At 43.8% G+C, this 20,431-nt stretch carries 16 protein-coding genes; 7 read left to right on the top strand and 9 right to left on the bottom strand.

Translation table 11 applies throughout. The features are described 5' to 3' along the window. The first annotated feature begins 91 nt into the window (after positions 1-91). From QT998_RS21605 to QT998_RS21595, 3 genes are all read left to right on the top strand, one after another. Positions 92-466, top strand: coding sequence for a DUF433 domain-containing protein (locus QT998_RS21605; protein WP_333117710.1), 375 nt, complete (start codon positions 92-94; stop codon positions 464-466). Further along, positions 463-858, top strand: coding sequence for an ACP S-malonyltransferase (locus QT998_RS21600; protein WP_333117708.1), 396 nt, complete (start codon positions 463-465; stop codon positions 856-858). The genes QT998_RS21605 and QT998_RS21600 overlap by 4 nt, the downstream gene beginning before the upstream one ends. Positions 859-925: 67 nt before the next feature. After that, positions 926-1,156 (top strand): hypothetical protein, encoded by a 231-nt coding sequence (locus tag QT998_RS21595; protein WP_333117706.1) that lies wholly within the window; start codon positions 926-928, stop codon positions 1,154-1,156. 45 nt (positions 1,157-1,201) lie between these two features. On the opposite strand, the gene QT998_RS21590 is transcribed toward QT998_RS21595, so the two are convergent. The 6 genes from QT998_RS21590 to QT998_RS21565 form a co-directional block, all read right to left on the bottom strand. Beyond that, complete coding sequence (locus QT998_RS21590; RefSeq protein WP_333117704.1) at positions 1,202-2,299, bottom strand: Druantia anti-phage system protein DruA; 1,098 nt, start codon at positions 2,297-2,299, stop codon at positions 1,202-1,204. After that, the gene (locus QT998_RS21585; protein WP_333117702.1) at positions 2,299-3,960 is read right to left on the bottom strand and encodes an ATP-binding protein; all 1,662 of its coding nucleotides are present in this window, start codon (positions 3,958-3,960) and stop codon (positions 2,299-2,301) included. Before QT998_RS21585 ends, QT998_RS21590 begins: the two co-directional genes overlap by 1 nt. Before the next feature lie 11 nt (positions 3,961-3,971). Further along, positions 3,972-5,204 (bottom strand): hypothetical protein, encoded by a 1,233-nt coding sequence (locus QT998_RS21580; protein WP_333117700.1) that lies wholly within the window; start codon positions 5,202-5,204, stop codon positions 3,972-3,974. Between the two features lie 439 nt (positions 5,205-5,643). Beyond that, entirely contained in the window at positions 5,644-8,022 is a 2,379-nt protein-coding gene (locus QT998_RS21575) for an EF-hand domain-containing protein (RefSeq protein WP_442921990.1), read from the bottom strand. Positions 8,023-8,205: 183 nt separating this feature from the next. Then, complete coding sequence (locus tag QT998_RS21570; protein WP_333117698.1) at positions 8,206-8,856, bottom strand: RNA ligase family protein; 651 nt, start codon at positions 8,854-8,856, stop codon at positions 8,206-8,208. Between the two features lie 130 nt (positions 8,857-8,986). Next, entirely contained in the window at positions 8,987-10,264 is a 1,278-nt protein-coding gene (locus QT998_RS21565; protein WP_333117697.1) for an HhoA/HhoB/HtrA family serine endopeptidase, read from the bottom strand. A gap of 286 nt (positions 10,265-10,550) precedes the next feature. Between QT998_RS21565 and QT998_RS21560 the strand changes: the two genes are divergently transcribed. Continuing rightward, positions 10,551-10,901 (top strand): metal-sensing transcriptional repressor, encoded by a 351-nt coding sequence (locus QT998_RS21560; RefSeq protein WP_194010563.1) that lies wholly within the window; start codon positions 10,551-10,553, stop codon positions 10,899-10,901. Between the two features lie 328 nt (positions 10,902-11,229). Here the strand turns inward: QT998_RS21560 and QT998_RS21555 are convergent, their stop codons facing one another. Then, positions 11,230-11,667 carry a helix-turn-helix domain-containing protein gene (locus QT998_RS21555; protein ID WP_333090872.1) on the bottom strand — a complete coding sequence of 146 codons (438 nt, stop codon included), beginning with the start codon at positions 11,665-11,667 and terminating at the stop codon, positions 11,230-11,232. A 1,056-nt stretch (positions 11,668-12,723) separates the two neighbouring features. Here QT998_RS21555 and QT998_RS21550 point away from each other — a divergent pair. The 3 genes from QT998_RS21550 to QT998_RS21540 all read left to right on the top strand — a co-directional run bounded on the left by QT998_RS21550 (position 12,724) and on the right by QT998_RS21540 (position 16,543). After that, complete coding sequence (locus tag QT998_RS21550) at positions 12,724-13,368, top strand: pentapeptide repeat-containing protein (protein ID WP_194010561.1); 645 nt, start codon at positions 12,724-12,726, stop codon at positions 13,366-13,368. Between the two features lie 564 nt (positions 13,369-13,932). Then, the gene (locus tag QT998_RS21545; RefSeq protein ID WP_333090875.1) at positions 13,933-15,459 is read left to right on the top strand and encodes a hypothetical protein; all 1,527 of its coding nucleotides are present in this window, start codon (positions 13,933-13,935) and stop codon (positions 15,457-15,459) included. A 307-nt stretch (positions 15,460-15,766) separates the two neighbouring features. After that, positions 15,767-16,543, top strand: coding sequence for a pentapeptide repeat-containing protein (locus tag QT998_RS21540; protein ID WP_333090877.1), 777 nt, complete (start codon positions 15,767-15,769; stop codon positions 16,541-16,543). Between the two features lie 10 nt (positions 16,544-16,553). Here QT998_RS21540 and QT998_RS21535 read toward each other — a convergent pair whose 3' ends face one another. Both QT998_RS21535 and QT998_RS21530 read right to left on the bottom strand, forming a co-directional pair. Next, on the bottom strand, positions 16,554-19,562 hold the full coding sequence (locus tag QT998_RS21535) for a GAF domain-containing protein (RefSeq protein ID WP_333090878.1): 3,009 nt from the start codon (positions 19,560-19,562) through the stop codon (positions 16,554-16,556). Positions 19,563-19,934: 372 nt separating this feature from the next. After that, positions 19,935-20,390: an NADAR family protein gene (locus tag QT998_RS21530; RefSeq protein WP_333117696.1), complete on the bottom strand. Its 456-nt coding sequence runs from the start codon at positions 20,388-20,390 to the stop codon at positions 19,935-19,937. Positions 20,391-20,431: the final 41 nt, after the last annotated feature.

Below are 20,431 nucleotides of genomic sequence, written 5' to 3'. Positions count from 1 at the left end.
TGGATTTGCTCAAAGGTTTCTCCAAACACGACATCACAGATTTGTGATGTACGATCGGGTTATTTAGTAAGTTGTTTTAGAGGCTCTGGATATGGTTTCAGTATCCAACAACCAACCAATCATTATTCGTACAGATCGCGGACTGACAATTTCAGGTACGCGCATCACTCTCTATGATGTGATGGACTACCTGACGGCTCAATATCCCGCGAAATTTATCCGTTCCTTGTTTGACTTAACAGACGATCAGATTAACGTTGCTTTATCCTACATTGAGGCAAATCGTGCAGAAGTCGAAGCAGAATATCAAATTGTTTTAAAGCAAGCTAAGGAAATTCAGCATTACTGGGAAGAGCGCAATCGCGAACATTCTGCCCGCGTTGCAGCGATGCCACCCAAACCCGGTCGAGAGGCTCTTTGGGCAAAACTCCGAGAGCAGAAAGCCAAACACGAACTAGAAGCATGAATTTTCTTATAGATCACAATCTCGGAGGTCATGCAGAGATTTTATTAGGAAATATTGCGAGTCAAGGCTGGTTAAATCTACTTCCAATTCGTTTTGTCACCTTCAAGCAGATGAATTTGTCGATCGACAGTAACGATCGAGTTGTTTGGCGACTTGCTCAGGCAAATCAGATGATTTTGCTTACTGCCAACCGCAGCATGAGGGGTGAAGACTCCCTGGAACAGGTGATCCGAGAAGAAAATACAGTGGATTCCCTACCTGTGATTACGATTGGAGATGCCGATCGATTTTTAGGCGATCGAGTCTATCGAAATCGTTGTGTCGATCGTATTCTGGAAATCTTGCTGGATATCGAAACCTGGATGGGCGTTGGTCGTCTTTTTGTTCCGTAAGGTGAGTAAATAGAATTGTGCTACCATTTGTAGTATTGAAAGTGACATAAATAGTTTTACAATAATTATGAAAGTATCTATCTCTTTGCCAGATGAGCTAGTGCGTTACATTGACGATCGTGTAGAAAATCGCAGTCGGCTAATTGAGCTTTTATTGCAAGCGTGGCGCAAACAACAAGAACAGCAGGCAATGGTAGAAGCCTGTTTATTGCTGGATGAACTGAGCGATGAATTAGCCGATGAGGAGGAAGCATGGCAGCAAGCAGCGATTACTGAGTGGGAAGCCTCTGGCTCGTGAATTTCGATTGAGGTTTTGGAGTGAAGGGTGCGGTACACTAAGAGATTAGGTTAACTCCCCCTCTAGTTTGCTTTGCAGCGCATCCATTCTAGGAGTAACCCATCTTTCATGCCAATAAGTTACTAAGTCTTTTTGTGTAAATTCTCGCCAGACGACAGAATCTGTCTCTCCTAATAAATATTCATTCCAATTTGCTGCTAATGGACAACGATAGTATGCTCTCTGCCAACCAATGCTTACCATATCTTCTGATAATCCAAGTTCTCGTAGTCCCCTTTTTAAGATACGCATTTTCCAATTTGGCCCCTTGCCAAAATTGTAGGTTTCAAAAATTTCCGGTGGTACAACTTGCTTAATTAATTCCCAACTTCCATTGGCTGTTATATGAAGATGACTTTGACCTTTAGTATAATCAACAAATTCCCAGTTAATCAAACGATTATAGATTGCTGATTTCCCAAAGGCTCCTAACGTATCAATATAAACAAGATCAGATTTTTTGTTTTCTCCTGTAATAAGAGAAGATTTATTCTTATATTTTCTATTAAAGTCTTGACGAACTGTTGGAAACATTACAGCAAGGGCAACTAATTTTGAGGCAAGCACTCGATTGTATGGAGGGATGGCTCCTAAAATATAGGCTGTCATACAGTTATACAGTCGTTTCAATTTCTGATTCTTTGTCCAATTAATAGAATTTTCATCTCGTACTCCCAAACCAATTACAGGGTCACAAAGTCCAATAATCCCGATCAATTTATGATTTTGGCTATCAAAAACAAAATATCGAATCCGTCTACCATAACCATTTGTAACGGGTATCGACCAGTGAGATATAGCATACGCCCATAGTCTTTGATGTTCTGCTCTGGGTTCAACAAGGACAAGATATGGATCTATTTTAGATATATCAATATCTGAAGATTCTGCTAGATATTTCTGAACTTTACATTTATATTGCTGACCCTTTAAGTTTGTTTGTTCAGAGAGTTTTCTTTGGACTTCTCTAAAATCATTAAAATTATTTACAATGATTTTGTTATTTTCTCGATCCCAAAAAACCCCATAATCTTCTAGGTTTTGGATAATCTGTTCTTTGATAAGAAGTTTATGATCAGTTGTAGAAAAATCATTATTTTCCATTAATTAAATTTAGATTCTCTATAAACTTTTGATTCTACAAGCTTTTCAAATTCAGTTACTCGTACCGGCAGGGCGAAAGCTTGATCAGATGAAACCATGTAGAGATTACCTGCAATTGTCTCGCGCTGAATAAAGTTGGATATCACCCCATCATAATTGATATTAGACTTTACCAGTGCTTTAATATCGTCAGAATTTCCCATATGAAAAGCAAAGAAATTTTCTGCTTGGGTTCTAATTTCATCAGAAATAGCAGATGGACGTTGTGTTACAGCGACTAATCCCAGCCCAAATTTGCGTCCTTCTTTGGCAACTCTAACAAATGGATTGGCATTACTCTTAACGAATTCCTGAGATAAAACATTTTGGGCTTCTTCTACAAATACAACGGCATTGACAACTTCTTCTGGTTGATCTGAAGTGAATTTTTCCTTGTTGCTTTCAAACAATTTCCGAACCAGAATAGTTGAAATAATGCTGGCATCCATGTTGTCTTTTAGGGACAGGTCAATGATAACAGTCTTTCCTTGCTTCAAATATTTGAATACATCTTCTATGAGATTTGATCCTCCAGAATGTAAATTACCTTCATCAATTAAATGACGAATCCTTTTCCGAATTGCCATAATTGTTTTCCTGGCAGATACATCTTCTTTAATGTTGCCATTTTTATCTGTTTTCTGTTCGCCAAAGAAATCCGAAAAATCTCGATAAAGATTGCTTGGAGTTTGAACATAGTTATCAATATTTCCCACAAAATTAGATACACCCTCTTCATCAAGGTAGAGAAGAAAAGCTTTCATTACTTCAGAGAAACCACCACCAAAATTTAATATGTCCCCTACTGCTAAGTGCCTGTGCATATTGAGCGTAACTTTACCACCGGAAATAAATCGATTCTGTTGTGTATAAATTTCTGGTAACTTTTTGTCCGTATACACGACAACATTATCGCGAATTGAATTTTCATCGATATCTCCCAATCCGTATGTAGCTGTGCCACGCAAAAAATATTCGCCATTCAAATCAAAAATCAATTTTCCATATGACTTATTGCGAGTCATATGATAAAGGAGTACCTTAACAAGATTAGTTTTGCCAAAACCTGATTGAGCAAATACCATCGTGCGTTTGTTACGCAATTTATCAATTTGGAAAAGAATAGGGCCTTTGTCCTGAAAAATAGTTTCTCCTACACAAAGATATCCAATTTCAGCGCCATTTTCATTGGTTTTGTTGAGAATTGACTCTATTTCGCGTTTGTTTAGATGTCTTGCAATATAAGAAACTGTGGGAAGTTTCCTAACAGCCGTTGTGAAAGCAATGGTAGATCCGCTATCTGTAAATGTTCCTAGAATCCGAACTTTGTAGGTGTAACTGAACATTTTCTGTTTGTCTCGCTCAGAAAGCTCTCTTTCTGCAATTCGAGCATAATGTACTGCTACTAACGTTTTTTCCTGTGACTTAAAGATAGGATCTTCATCATAAATTTCTGCTTCGACCCTAGCAAGATACTTTGTATTTCCTTCATCTTTGGGTGTCAGAACAATAAAGTCGCCAGTTTGTGGACTAGCTTTAGCATCCTCATAGGATGAGTATATCAATAGGGCATCTTCAGTTGTCTTCTGCCCATATAAAACACCAAAATCTACTTTTCCCATTGCGTTCGCTCCTAAAATCTGTCGTGTGTGTCTAAAAATAGATTTTCAATATCGACGTTATCCATTCTCTGATCCTTATAAAGAGAGTATTTAAGGCGAGCAATTATCTCATCTTTAAAATTTCTTTTCAAGGATATGAAATTATGTACTTCACATAATGGGTAGGGATAGCCAAGAATATAGTGTTCTTGTGTAAGCCGAGTTAGCTCCTTAAATATTAACTCAAGTTCTTCCCTACATCTTTCATATGAGCCGGCTCGGATTTGTGGAATAGCATCAAAAATATTCACATCAGCTATAAGCCAGTCATAGTTTTGGAGCTTTTCTACATAATCTAATCTCGCTGCCATAAATAGCCCAAATCCTCTTCCTCCACTAATTGATTTTTTAATAAACATATCTCCCTGATATGCTGCTTTAAGAACAACATCAGGGATTTCAAACCAGCAGCAGAGTTTTTGGCGTTTGGAGTCTGTTTGTACAAAAGGATACTCAGGCTTAAGCTGATCTTGCAGATAATTATCAATTTGTCTGAATGTATAAGCCAGTTCCATTTTTACTGGAGATTGCTTAGTCACAGACACTATTTTTATCTGTTTTTTATGAGCATACTCGCCCAATTTTACTAAGTATTTCTGCTTTATTTGGAGGGGACGTAATGTACCATCTCTTAAAATAAAATCCCCAGCTTTTGTTTCTGGCAGATCAATCACTTCTAAAATCAGTGCAATCTCTAGGACTTCCTGACAGAATCCGAGCAACGTTGATAAGTTTGTGCAAATTAGTTCTTTTTTATAGGGAAAAATATTTTCTGGTGAATCTTCCAGAAATTTGAATAGATATTTTATTGGCTCTAAGGTTAAAAATTCATTATAAATGGCATTTAAGTGATTCTGATGTGTGATTAAAATATTCTGCGGATAGTATGCCTGTCCAAGTACAACGGGATCGTCTAATGAATTCATCCTAATTTGCTTACCTTGATGAAAGCAAACGTAACCAGCAGCATAAATTGCTATGGCTAAACCATTATAAAACTGCTCACTGTTGTAACTACCATCTATCGCGTAGAACCTTCTATCGCTATCATCAATTTTGTCAAACTGAATAATTTCAAAAATTTGAGGCGTTTCTATATTCCCTTCATGCCCAATAAGTGGAATACCGTAATTTTTATTGCTTCTGGTATTAATGTGTTGAGCAACTTGCTCGATAGCACTATCAGGGATCTGTTTTCCTGCCATATTTTAGTAGTAGTTTCACACAAATACAATCTGTTGTAACAGTAGCCACCCCGACATTTACGCGATCGCTCTGCACCTTCACCACTACCATCTCATCACAAGATAGGTTCTTTGTCAACTCTTCTGGTAAAAGGCGACCAAAAGAGGGTTTCAGCGATCGCACTACTCGATCGATTCATGAAAAAAATTAGCCTTCAGATTTGATATTACTCCCAGTAATTTTCCCAATCATCCTTAAAAGCTTGCTGCAATCTCTGCATATACGCATCAGTCTTAATCTTCACCATCGATCGTCCTTTTTGTGCATTCCCGCAAACGAATTAGCACCAAAAAACTCTGCAAACACAGTAATTTCAGGGCAGTGATACAGTTCATTCTCTCGAAATTTTGAAGGGGTAAAAAGTTAAGCTTAAAAACTTAACTTTTTACTCACTGATATCTAAGCAACCTCTACGAACACACCGCTGCGAGCAAACTCCTCTTCTTCAGGACTGAAGACGGGAGCTTGATCCACAAGATCGGGGTCAAAGTAATATGTCTCTTGTAAGAATTGTCCGGTGACGATCGCCTCCTCCAACTCCTTGATATAATCTTGGGCAACTAAGCAAGCCTCCTTGATGCCTTCCTCATCCCGCTTATCCAAGAGCTTTTGCAAAGTTGTTCTCACCCCTGTCAGTCGTGCTGCGGGTTTGAGCATACCGTAGAGGCGGTACATCCGATCGGTGGCAATGCTGATGTGTTTGAGGGCCTTGGCTCGTGCTAGCTCAGAGTCAATACTGGGCCAATAACGGGTGGTATAAAATGCTTTCTCATCCTTGTGATACCACTCCTCCGATCGCGCAATTGATGAGGAGACAGTATTGTGCAGCTTCCAGAAGAATAAGCGCAGGGAATCGCCATCTACTACGGTGGACAGCTTTGCCTCCATTGATACCTCAAAGTTATTCAGACGCGGGTCACGCCCAAGCACAAGGTACTCCACAGGGTACATTTCCACCTCCTTATTCTGCACGACGTAGGCGTTGAGGTGGTGGCGGCAGTAGGGGCAGGGATACATAGTGGCAAACAGCTTGAAAAAGTCCTTGAAGATGGCCACCAGAGTTTTTTGCTGTTTGGGGGTCTTCGTAGAGACGATTTCAGCCGTAGTGTGGAAGAAACGCCACACCGCAGGGCCAATATAGTAAGGGAAGCTGACGCGCATTTGTGAATTCTTTATTTCACTGCGATCGAGATACACGTCGATAAATGACACATATTGCGAAAGTTCGCCAGACTCGCGCCCAAACTCCATGCGTTCGCGCCGTTTCTGTACCCCATTTAGGTAGTTGTGCGTCAAGCGCCATGCCTGTTTGAGCATCAGTTGCTGTTTTGGAGCGCATTTGGGAAAGCTTTCTATAACATCCGCCCCATAGCGCCCAAATTCCCCTGACGTTTTAGTGGCTTCGTACCACTGGTTTAAAGCCGTTTCGTCAGGCACCGTGTTCAAGGGGATGTCTGCTGCGGTGCTGACGCTAAAGGCAGCCAGCAACTTCGGCATAAAGTCTTCATACCAATAGGCGACTGGCATCATCGCACCATCGATTTTCTCTGAGGCATCCGAGAGGATGACGCGGTTCCACTTCTTCAGGTAATCTTTGGGATTTCCCTCGGATTGGGCTGGTGGCGGTGCCATTTCCTCACTCAGCTCCATTTTTCGCAGTCGGTTGAGTTCGTTGATGGCAAGCACGCCCTCAGCGATGTCGCGCAAGTTGAGACTCTTCTTCTTGATGGTGATTGCAAACTCGACTCCCGCGGCAAACTTTTCCTTGGCGGTGGCAGATTTACCCCGCGCCTCCAACATGGCTTTTTGTTCTGCCAACATTTCTGGAGTTTTTTCGATCGTCTTCCACTTCTTGATGCGAGCCTCTAGTCTGGCATATTCATCTTCGATCGATTTCACGACTGCATCCAGTACAGGGTTGCACGCAGACTCTACGATACCTAATCCTTTATAAAGGGCGATCGCAGTTTTGACAAATTGCACAAAATCAGCGATTCTGTACGGCAAATTTCTCACGCGCAGGTGAGTCTGGTGGTTGGCGGAGAAACTCTCGCGGAAGCTGCGGTAGGCGGCTCCCTGGATCAGACGAAACAAACCAATCTGCATCTGTAAGCGGGACGTACCGCGCTTCTTCTCAGTTTGTGGGTGTTGGGCGAGTAGTTCTTTTAGCCGCGCTATTTCTGGATTGCTATCGGTGGGTGCTTCTTCTAGATTAGGTTCAATAGTGGCAGAAGCTGCCTCATCGATCGCAGTTGCTGTACTTGCGATCGCAGCGGCTGTACTATCTGAAATCTCGGTTGTCTGTGTACTGACAACTGGAACGGGCGAGTCTTTATATCCGGTTGCGAGCTCTGACTCATCCGGTACCAGTTTGCAGAATTCCTCAAAGTCAATTGAGGCATCGCCATCATTGTCTACCTCTTTGATGATCTCATCCAGCTCTTGCTCTGTGAGCCCAAACTGGCTCATCACACCCTGCATCTCGTTTTTAGTGATTTGACCGCTGCCATCCTCGTCAAATACACTAAATGCCATTTTGAGACGACTCTGGCGATCGCCCTGCTGGGACACCATCAGCATTTTGAATTCCTCAAAATCGATACTGCCCGACAAGTCTACGTCCACTTCCTTGATCATGTCGCGCAGATCGGTTTCGTTAGGACTCTGGCCTAGCGATCGCATCACTTGACCCAGTTCTTCTGATGAGATAGAACCGCTCCCGTCTGCGTCAAATACTTTGAAGGCTTCCCATAACTTTGCCACTTCTTCTTCAGTCATGGCTTTTTTTTCAAGCTCCACAGATGTCATAACTAAATTTTCCCTGATTTTTTTATTGGCTGTCTATTGATTACGACCAATATACTTTAATTCCTGATGACTTACGCAACGGTATTGTCAAATCCCAGGGGATTGCCGACATCTTCCACTTTGGCTTGTGACAGTTGATCTATCAGTTTGATATTACTCCCAGTAATTTTCCCAATCATCCTGAAAAGCTTCCCGTAATCTCTGCATATACGCATCTGTCTTAATCTTCACCATCCACAGATTATTAGAGTTGCTGCCTCCCTTGCACACAACACCTTCATCCACACCGTATTTTCCCTCGCGAATATCATCCATAAACTTGCCAGTTAATTTGCCACGATAAATCACTCGCGCAATATTTAATTTACCAAAGTCCTGAATAAACCGATCGGGAAGAACCATACCGCCCTCGGTTTCCACATCAAAAAGCACTAATTGTTTGCGATCGTCCTTTTGGTGCATTCCCGCAAACGAGTTAGCACCAAAAAACTCTGTAAACACAGTAATTGCATCACAGTGATACTGTTCGTTCTCTCGAAATATAGACTCTAACGGACTAGCAAAATCTCTCTTAAATATTTCAGGTGCTGCTTCTAAACCTGGATGTGCAGCATTAAATTCTGCAATTCCCATTTCATCCAAATCAAATCTACTGCGGCGCATACCAAAAGCATACCAACCGAGTTCAAATTCCCAAACCCAATGAAAATTAGTGCCATCGTACTTTTCAAAAGCTATACATTGTTCGTTAGGGCAATTTTTACTATCTGGAATTTTGGGATATGCAAGCTGAATTCGTGTCATATAGAGGAAGGAAGTTCGGCAACGGATTCGCTCGACGGATGTAACGGATGTAACGGATGTCAGTCCGAGGGAAGTCGGAAGAAGGAAGAAGGAAAGGGTTTCTAACAGTTTCCCCCCTTCCCCTTCTTTCCTAAAAATCCCTCAATTGAGCAGTTTGAACCGCAATATCTTTCGTCTGGGCACCGCGGCGCACCTTCAGCTTGAGAATTTGACCGATTTGGCTGTTTTCCACCAAATTTTGCAACTGTGCCGGCTGTGTCACTTTCTCGCCGTCAATTTGAACGATCGCATCTCCCTTCAGAATCCCGGCTTTCTCAGCAGGCGTATTGGGCACCACTCGCATCACCAATACCCCTGTAACTTCCGGCACGATCGCAGGAGCATTGGGGTCAGCATTATTCTCTCTGGCCATTTCAGGAGTCAAAGCAATCATCTGAATCCCCAAAAACGGGTGGCTGACTTGTTCTCCCTTGGCTAACTGCGCGTAGATAGCCTTGGCTTTGTCGATCGGAATTGCAAACCCAATACCCATTGCATCAGCTCGAATCGCCGTGTTGATACCAATCACTTCTCCCCTGCTGTTTAACAGCGGGCCGCCGGAATTGCCGGGATTGATGGCCGCATCCGTTTGAATGAAATCGAGCCGCTTGTCGGGGATGCCAACGGCTGCACTGGAGCGTTTGAGAGTGCTGATAATGCCCAAGGTGACGGTGTTGTCAAATCCCAGAGGGTTGCCCACGGCGATCGCCCAATCTCCCACTTTCACCGCGTCGGAATCTCCCAAGGTGGCCGTCGGTAAGTCTAATTGCTTAGTATTAATTTTGACAACAGCCAAATCTGTTACTTCGTCAGTACCTTGCACTTCTCCTGGAAATGTCCTGCCGTCGTTTAAGGTGACAGTCACTCGATCGGCTTTGTCAACTACGTGAGCGTTGGTTAAAACAATCCCGCTTTTGTCAATGATGAAGCCGGAACCTTGACCGCGCAACCGTTCTTGTCTGGGGGTCATGCTGCGCAAATCTTCTCCCAAAAATCTGCGGAAGAAGGGGTCTTCCATTAACGGGTCGAGGTTGCGACTGACAGTGCGCTCGGTATCAATGCGAACAACTGCCGGCCCGACTCGCTCGACTGCCGCCGTCACAAAACTGTTGGTATTTGTCGCCGCCAGGATTTCCGGGCTCTGCAGCGCTAGCATTTGCGGATTTGGCAGAGTCGCTGGGGAACTCAAATCTGCTTGCTGCACGGCTGTTATTGCCATTTCCCGCGAGTTTGGCGGATTTTTGTCAATTGCTAAAGCCAGTGCAGGATTGATTGCTAGAACGCTCAGGGCGATCGTCATTCCTAAAATTAGGGCGAAGTGGCGATCGCCGGTGCGGGGTGCGCGGTCAAAAAACTTAAATAGTCGCATAGCGTCAATCTTTGTTACTCTGAGTTATTCTGGTGAAGGTGTGCGAAGGTGTGCGATCGCGCCCGCTTAATTATTTGCGGCTCTCTAGATCCTAAATATATTTTGACAGTTACAATACATGAGTCAGCAGCTTTGACTAATTCAACATATTCTCAATTCTAACTTGAAAATTTTCTTGACTAACATCAGTTTCACAAAATAATGCAACACTAGACACGGGAGCCAACCCTTACCGAATAACTCATTCCGAAATCTAAAATCTAAAATCTAAAATAGCATAACCCCAATGATTGTATCTGATACTTCTACTGACAAATCCTTGCCCTCAAATTCCCACCACCATCACAATGAATCGGCCCACCCTCACCATCACGATGAAGAATCGATGCGGCGGTTGGTAAATCGCTTATCTCGCATTGAAGGACACGTCCGCGGTATCAAAACAATGGTGCAAGAAAACCGTCCCTGTCCCGAAGTTCTCGTGCAAGTTGCAGCAGTTAGAGGAGCCCTAGATCGCGTAGCGAGAATCATTCTTGACGAACATTTAACCGAGTGCATCGCCCGAGCCGCTAAAGAAGGCAATATTGATACAGAAATAGAAGAATTGAAAGCGGCTTTGGATCGGTTTCTGCCTTAATTGCTGCAGATTTTTACCTTTATATAACAAAACCTGCAAATTAGACAAAACTTGCAAGCTATAAATTATGGCACATTTTTTAAGCATCTTTCACAAACTCTGAGAGCGAGTTTGCTTCACAAAACTGATGCCAAAGAAACCCGGTTTTTGCGAAACATCTTGGTTTGCTAGCGCAGTATCTAGGAAGAAACCGGGTTCCTGGCCCGCGCGCGCAATTTTTAGTTCAAAAACAATTAGTTTAGTTTGTATTGAAGATCCAAATCCTCAAAAATTTCAAAACCTGCAAACTTTTGGACGGTGATTGACTTGCTGCGCGAGTATCAACTGTCTAGACTTTCGTCAGCTTGGCTTTTAGCTGATATCTGACTGTTGCGTAAACGGCTTTATAGGAAGCTTCAATGCTGTATTCCTGCTGCAACCACTCTTGAATTTCTCCATAGCTTTTAAAGCCTTTCTGGGGGTCGCTGAGGCGCATTGCCAAACTAGCGCGGGCTAGAGGAGGAATCGCAGGCTTGCGGCCGCCGCTGTGCTTTGTTTCTAGAAGTCCTTCAAGTCCCTCAGAGCGGTATTTTCTCAGCCACCGCTGCACGGTAATTCGGTTGACGCCGATTGTCATTGCTAATTCTTTAACTGTCTTAATTTGACAAATTTTAAACAGGTAAAGTGCTTGAATTTTTTGAAATCCGCTTGCCGTTTTTTGTTCGTTTAACAAGCTTTTCAATTCTTCAATTGTCTCTGTGATGCTAAGTTTACATACTCCAGCCATACCAATTACCTCACGATTTGCGTTATACAATAGGTTTGTTTGACAAGGGATAAAAATCGGCCCCGTCCCAATCGATCGCCTGTTGTTTGCTAATCAAGCAATACACAAGCGCTCTCCATCAATTTTTTTCAGTCATCGGCTTACTCAGACGATAGTAAGCCGGTTCTTGATTTAGCCCGGGGCTGCAACCATATTTTTTGAGAAATTACCTGTTTTTTGGGTAAGTTTTGTCTTCGACGATCGCACCAGCGTCCTTGCTAATACCGATCTTGGTTAACCGTTTGACTGCTACATTCGCTGCAATAGTTAAATTCTATGTGATATCATTTTTGCTATTTTTACTCAACATTTATCATCGTCTTCATGGTGTGTTTCGGTATTTTTTGTGCCGATATTGGCAATTTTTAATCATTACGTGCTAGCAAACAGGTTAAATCTGTACGCCAGCGATCGAAATTTTACACATACATTTCCCTGTACCCATAAGTGCATTTCTGGCTCTCGCTGTGCCATAAATCCTGCGATATCAGCACTTTCATCAATCTGAACAGGTTGCGTCGAGTTACGCTAGAACCGACCTTCGTGCCACAGGCCTGTCTCTGTGAAACTACTTGCTCGATCGCCTGTTGAGTAAAACACGCAGGCGGTGGGATTGTCAATTTCCCAGCCGCACGGTACCATTATCGGCTATTTTTTGGGCTTTGTCGCGATCGAAACGGTTGTTTCTATGTGATACTACTAACATCAATTAGCGATCGCGGTCACACCATTCCTCAGTAAACTCAACTATACGCAAGAACTTATGGCCTCGATCGCCCTTTTGAGTTAAGATGTTTGATTTACTCAAAAAGTGCGATCGAGGTTGTTAAAAAAATTAATCTTAATTTTTGTTAATTCAGGGGCAAAGAGAATCTTGTTTTGCGCTTCTACTCCCCAAACAGTCTCAGAGTTCTGGGCCTGTGAACCTGTCAGCATCTAAAATCTCAAATGGCAGAACATCCGGTATAACCAACCAACTGACAGTATTCTGCATTTAAAAGGTGTAGAGAAGGCAAAATGAAAGTTGACGAACTGCTCAAGCTATACGCAATAGGAGAAAGAAATTTTAGTGGGGTCTACCTGCACGAAGTATACCTCTACGAAGCAGAATTGATTGGAGCCAATCTGTATGAAGCAGACTTGATTGGCTCCAATCTCAGCAAAGGCAAACTCAGCAGAGTCAACTTTGGCAAAGCCAATTTGTCCAAAATCAATTTGAGCAGAGCCGACTTAGCTGGAGCGGACTTCACAGAAGCACTTTTACTGGAAGCTAACCTGTACAGAGCAGAGTTGATGGGAGCAAATTTGAGCAAAGCAGACTTGAGCGGTGCTTCGCTGATCCAAGCAACTTTAATTGGAGCCAACATATCTCGGGCAATACTCTGCCGTACAGACTTGCACGGAGTAAATCTTTACGGAGTAAACTTGCGGAGGGCGGTGCTGACAGAAGCCGATTTAATTGGCGCAAACCTGAGCAAAGTAGACCTCAGCGGAGCCGACTTAATGGGAGCGAGCTTAATTAGGGCAGACTTGACAGAAGCGATTTTAAGTGCGTCTGATTTAAGCGGGGCAAATCTCCTAGGAGCAAACCTTACAAAAGTTAACCTGAACGGAGTATATCTTAAGGGTACGACGATGCCCGACGGCACGATCCACGACTAATTTATCAGAAAATTGGGTTGAAAACCCCGTCCTTTGAGGACGGCTTTTTTGCATTGTTAAGTAAAATAACAAATCCATCTTCACAAATGAATATGGTAGAGTATAGCAATCAGACAAGATGTAAAAACCTACCTCCGGACTGGGGGAAAGTCTACGCCCAAAACATTCACAGAGGAGATATGATTGTGCGCGTAACGTGCAAATGCGGTCAGCCTGGGAACCCTAGCAATAGGGATATTAAGACCCAAATGTCTTAAGAATCCTCGTGCCCGATTGCCGAGGAGTGTCAAGTTTTAAATTTTATGGTTGGTGAGAACCGCTGCTCAAGGGTAACAGCAGTTGACATTTTACCTAGACTTACCTAGGTTTTAGTAACTAAAACCTAGGTAAATTGACGAACAGACTAATTAGCGTTGGTGATTTCGATCGAAAGAGAAGGTGCAACCTTTGAAAAAGACCTCGCCAGCGACGTTTCGGAAATAAAAGAAACTCATTGAAAAACTTGCAAATCCTGCGCGAAGCGATTAATATACTAGGATGCAACCACATTGAAAGGTCGAATCAATGGCTACCTTAACTTATTGTAAAGGCTTGCCCACGCCAGCAGATGAACTCAACGAACTTGGATTTACAGATTTCGAGATGTTCTTGGAAGCTTACGCCCCAATTTTCAGGGCTGCAAGTATTGAAACAGTCAACCACTTACTTTTAAATACAGAATTCAAGAAGTCCGACTGGAACACACACTTACAGCAAACCTACGGCATCAATAAGCGCCATGCAAATGGCGTAATCAGTGCTGCCAAAGGTCGTGTAGACGGCGCTAAAGAACACAAAAATTTACACATAAAGACTCTTGAAGGAAAGATTAAATCCATTAATGCATGGCTCAAGAAAGCCGAACGTAAGTTGGCCTTAGCCCGTAAATTTTATGCCAAAAAAAAATGGCAGAATTCAAAGACAGGTTGTAATTTTCCCATAGCTTGCTCGCTCCAATACAAATCTACCAATTGGCAGAGTTTACGCTTTCAAATACACCATAAAAAGCGTAGACTGACCTTGTTAACGAATAGGCTCGAACACTTAAGAGTCAAGCCAATCAAAGTCTTCGTCCCTCACGGTGATATTTTTGTCGTCGGCTCTAAAGACGAGTCTTTTGGCAATCAAGTCTCCCAGTGGAATGGGAAAAAAATAACCTTTAGAGTTCCCAAATGCTTAGAGTCACGATTCGGGAAAGCTGTATCTTCGGAGGTTGGTGATTTCAATCGCAACATAAATAGACTACCAGAATGCGGGGCTAAGACCTGGCATTTCTACCGTAAAAACGGAAAGTGGGTTATTGCCGTGCAATTTACTCCCAAGCCTGTGAATCAAGTTTCTAGAAATAGGATGTACGGTTGCATTGGTATCGATATGAATCCTGGTTCTCTTGGGTGGGCGTATGTTGATACTGAAGGGAATCTCAAAGCCAAAGGGCAGATTCCATTGCAGATGGGCTTACCGAATGGCAAGCAGCAGGCTCAGATTGTTAATGCCTGCTTGCAACTAGCAATAAGAGCCACGGAATTTGAATGTCCCGTAGTTTGTGAAGAACTTGATTTATCAACAAAAAAGCAATCTCTGGGAGAGAGAAGTAGAAAGTACGCTCGGATGTTGTCGGGCTGGGCATACAGTGAATTCTACAAGCAATTGGGTTCTATTTTGTCGAATCGTGGTATTGAGTTGATTGCGGTCAATCCAGCTTATTCAAGCGTTATCGGTTTGGTGAAATACCTGAGAATGTATGGATTAGCGAGTGACGAAGCGGCTGCACTGGTAATTGCTCGTAGGGCTATGAAATTAAGTGAAAAAATACCTCGCTCCTTAACCGCCTATTCTGAGGTGAACTCAGAAAAGCACGTCTGGAGCGAGTGGAACCAACTAAATAAAAAGATCAAACGTTCCGCTAAAATATCACGTCGTTGTGATTATTATAGCGTTTTTAACTGGAGTTTCTTGGTCAACCTTGACCAGAGAGGAAGCGTAAGCGCTAAGAAAGAACGTTTAAAGCTTATACCGCAGAGCTTACCCAGGTTTGCCAGGTTTTTCTAAGCGGTAACAAGCTTTTTGTTACCCTTATTTATTGGTGGCGAAATGTTTATTTGGCAATCTGTTGAGGACGTTAATTTTAATGTATCGGCTTGGACGCATTCAGGTCAAAGAAACCGGGTTTTTACCCTATCTGTGGACTACAACGCGCATATTTTCCTAAAAAACCCGGTTTCCGATCGCCTGTGCGTAAGCCCTATGTATAATGTCTAGAATCAGGTAATATTTAGCAATATCTGTTATCTTGACTTTCACTTGCTGTGATAAAAGCTATTTTAGATTTAATATTTGGGATTTTGGACGGATTAATATGAAACTAAGAATCCTTGCTGCTGCAACGCTGCTGAGCACGATCGCGCCTCTAGCTCCTGCAATGGCCGAGAACATCCAACACACGCAACAATTACTAGCCACGAAACAGTGCCCCAACTGCGACCTGAGCAGTGCCGGTCTGGTTTTAGCCAACTTAACAGGAGCGAATCTCAAAGGAGCTGACTTGAGATTGGCAAATCTCAGCCGAGCCAACCTCACCGGAGCCGACCTCAGCGGAGCCAATCTCAGCGGCACAAGTTTGTTTGGTGTCAACCTCACCGGAGCAAACCTCAGCGGAGCAAACCTCAGCGGAGCTGACTTGAGAAGCGCCTATCTCAGCAATGCCAATTTAACTGACACCAATTTAACTAACGCCCAATTGCTGGGAGTTAGGGGAATGCCAACTAATATCGGCAGCGCGGAAGATTTCTATCGCTTGGGAGTAATGGAAGCTCAAGCGGGAAACTACAGAAACGCCATTGATTATTACAATCAAGCCCTGAATATGAAATCGGATCTAGCCGCCGTTTATTTCGCGCGCAGTATGTCTCGGGCTGATTTGGGAGATTTCGCCGGGGCGACTCAAGATGCCGATCGAGCTAAGCAACTCTTTACCGATCAAGGAAATCCCCAAGGTCAGGAATTGTCAAAGCAGTTAGCCGAAGCCATTGTGGCGCGCCAAAAACCAACCGAGCCGCGCACTGGGGGTAACGGCAACTTGATGAGTCTTCTCGGCTCCCTCGGTTCGGTTCTGGTGAAGATACTCTTGCCTTAAGCAGAGCTTGCTAATTCACCGGAATCTCGATCCAGAACTCTGTACCGCGACCTGGCACAGAAATACACTTGAGTGTTCCTTGGTGTTTCTCAACTACAATTTGATAACTGATAGAAAGTCCTAAACCCGTCCCCCGACCGACGGGTTTAGTCGTAAAAAAGGGATTAAATATGTGAGAAATCAACTCTTTGGGAATGCCGTGACCATTGTCTGCAATGCAAATTCCTACTGTTGTTTCATCGATTAATTCGGTACGAATCCGAATGGAAGGGTAGGAAAAATCAGGAATCAAAGACTCGCTGCTACCATTTATATCTGCAGGTTCTATCTCCGGTTTCTGAGAGCTAAAATATGTTGCTGCTGCGCTGGCAGAGAGTCCGGGAACATTGATAATTTGCTCTTTTTGTCCCATTTCTAGCGCGTCAATGGCATTGCCGAGCAAATTCATAAATACCTGATTTAGCGAGCTCGCATAGCATTCTACTAAGGGCAAATTGCCGTATTCTTTGATGATTTCTACGCTGGGGCGATCGGACTGGGATTTGCATCTGTGTTGCAAAATCAACATGGTACTGTCGATGCCTTCGTGAATATCAACAGGTTTCTTTTGAGCTTGATCGAGTCTAGAAAAATTCCGCAAAGATACAACTAACTGGCGGATGCGCTCAGATCCGACTTTCATGGAAGTCAAAATTTTGGGCAAATCTTCGGCCAGAAATTCAACGTCGATGGCTTCGGAGCACTCGCTAATTTCTGGGTGGGGATTGGGATAGTGCTGGCGGTAGAGTTCCACCAAGCAGAGCAAATCTTTGCTGTATTCGCTGGCGTGGGAAAGATTTCCGTAGATAAAGTTAACGGGGTTGTTGATTTCGTGGGCGACTCCCGCCACCAGTTGTCCGAGACTGGACATTTTTTCGGTTTGAATCAGTTGGGCTTGGGTATTGTTGAGTTCTGTGAGGGTTTTAGCTAGCTGTTCGGCTTTGTCTCGATCGGCAGTTGCGGCATTGAGACTTTCTTGATAAAGTTCTGCTTGGTGAATGGCGATCGCAGCTTGAGAGGCCAAATGTTGCAGCAACTCTTGTTCTGCTGTTTGCCAAACCCTCGGCGCGGAACACTCGTGGGCTATCAGCAACCCCCAACATTCGGTATCTGTGCCCATCATCGGCACAATTAAACTTCCCCTCACCTGCAATTTTTCCAAAAATTCGCGGTGACAGGGCGTTAAATCCTCAGTCTCAATATCGTTAATTGCTCGCACTCGTCCAGCTCGGTAAAAGCACTCTGAGCCTTCGGGGAAGCATTCTTGTGGAGATTTGAGACCTAAAATTGACTCCCACTCGCCGCGCACAGCTTCGACAACTACCTCGCCCTGTTTGGCGGCGGTAAATTGATAGATTACGGTGCGATCCGTATCGAGCAAAACTCTCACTTCCCGCACAATAGTTTGGAGGATGGTTTTTAAATCTAAGGTGCTGCGAATTTGGTCTCTAACTCTGGTCAATACTCGAGCAAAGTCCAAGGATTTTTGCAATTGGGCGGTACGTTCTTGAACTTGGCGCTCCAAGTTGGCATTCAGGGCCTGCACTTCTTTATAAAGTAGGTACTGCCCAATTGCCGCACAAAATTGGCTGCCGATCGCTAAAGCTTGCTCGATATCTTCCCGTTTCCACTCTGGCGACTGACCTTTTTTGATTTCTCGCCAGACTTCAAAGGATTGTCTGGGAAGGGTTTGTGCAGCGCTGCTGTCAAAGCGCCCCGCCCACATTTTTTCGGTATCAATTTCATTGCGAAAAATGGTCAAACAGCCTACTACTTGTTGTTCGTGGTGGAGGGGAATTACCAGCAAACCCCGAATTTTAGTAGCTTGGAAAGCTGGGAATAAAACTCGAAATTGAGATTCTTTGTAGAGGTCTGTAATTATCCAAGCTGGGAATTGAGAATTAGTAAAAGTTGAGAATTTGGGAATTTTTTCGGTGTTTTTGAATCCTTTGCTCAGCCATTGCTGCCAGAGCGGATGAGCTTCGATCGCCCCTGGTGTTTCTCCGTTGGAAAGTGTGGGTTGCTCGCCGGTGGCGAACAGTTCAAAGCTAGGCTCGCTTTGGGCAGCAATGGCAAATGCTCGATCGCCCTTAACCGATAACTTGTCGCTGTTTTTGACATTCGGGGCGTTGAGATAAATTCTGCCACCGCTGCCACCAAAGGCTGCTACAGTGGCCTCTAAAGCCTGTTGCAGTTGAATATTGGCGTGACCGTACAACATGGCTGCGATGCGGCTCACGGTGGCTTCGCGGGCTGCTTGAGAGCGGATTTGGTGGAGCAGGCTCGAGTGGCCGATCGCATTTGACAGTTGATCTGCTACGAGCTGAACTACTTCTAAATCTGTGGGTAAAATATTGCGGGGAACCGAGTGGTGAGCAACTAAGAGTCCCCACAGTTCGATGTGAGTTTGGCGATCGCTTCCCGGCTCGTATCTAGTCACGCACGCGGGGGCTTCGCACATATCTTCTGTTTGGCTGTTTTTCGACACGATCCGGCGGTGCAAAATCGGCACGACGAAGGAAGATTGTACTCCCATTCCCATCAGGTAAGCTGCGTGGCAAGGATCGAGCGATCGGTAGTGCGTTTCTTCGTTTAATAAAGGTTGACCAGTATCGGCGGCATCGAGGGGACTCAGGACGATCGTCCCGGAGTTAACATCTACGATCGTCCGCTGGCGCATCCTGACATACATCTCCCTGGCGTGGGGGGGGATGTCGTCTGCTGGAAAGTGCAAACCCTTCAAGGAAGGGAGACGGTTGTTATTAATTGATTCGGCAACAACTTCTCCGCTGCAGTCGGGACTAAACCTATAAATCATGATGCGATCTGTTTTTAAAAAAGACCGCACTTCTGCTACCGCAGTGGTTAAAATATCTTCTAATTCTAGAGATTGGCGGATGCGTTCTGTGATCCGCCGCACCAAAATTTCTCTGTCTAGTTTATGATTTAATTCTTCTTGTGTGTTTTCTGTCAGTTGCATAAATCTCCTTTGGCAATCATCAGAATTACGATAAAAATAAGAAGTTTTGATATGCTGTCAGATCGCTCTGACGAGCACTGCACCTGCCTGATTTTTTAATTTAACCGATCTGTAGAATGAATCGGGCGCGCGCGCGGCTTAGAGAGGACGCTGGAGCGCTGGGGGGACGGAAAATGTGCGATCGCCCCGGTTTAGTCTTTGCCTTCAACAGACCAAGAAGCTTAACCGAATGATAATTATTATTATAATATTCTCATAAATTTCTCGCAATCTTAAAATCTCACTCTCATAATTATTAATCATCAAGGTAACTTGACATTTGTTTGTCTAACTTCATATAATAATCAAAAAAAAAAGGAATTGGAGTTTCTCTCAGCCTCCCAGACGCTGACCAATTTCGTGTCGCACGCTCATCAAAATTTTACCCAAATGATTTTGGCCTGTTCCATCGCAGCCGCAGCCCCAGTAGTAATCGGTTGGCGAATCCTCCACAATCACTCGCTCCCCCGTACCCAGAAGAATAGCTTGAATATCTCGATGAGCGAGAAACTTAGTTAAAATTGCTTCGCGCATAATCGGAATTTTCACCGCTTCCCAATCGTCGCGAATCCGGTGATGGGGATCGCGACCTAATTGGGCTGCTTCTTGAGGAGTTGCTACGCCTCGAATCGCCGCCACTAATCTTCTATCGACGCTACCAACAAATTTGTGGGCTTGATAGTAATGTTCCACGGTTAACCAATTTTGACCGCCCAGGAAAATCTCATGCGGTGAAAAATTGGAAAAGCAGCCGTAAGGCTCCTCTACTTTATAAAAATAAATTATCATAATTATTTTAAATTTTCTAGGATAAGGAAGATGCAACAATC

The sequence above is a fragment of the Microcoleus sp. S1D4 genome, from assembly GCF_036700765.1.
Classification (GTDB): Bacteria; Cyanobacteriota; Cyanobacteriia; order Cyanobacteriales; family Microcoleaceae; genus Microcoleus.
Note: the sequence above shows the minus strand (reverse complement) of the source record. Positions and strands in the feature narration are given on the sequence as shown.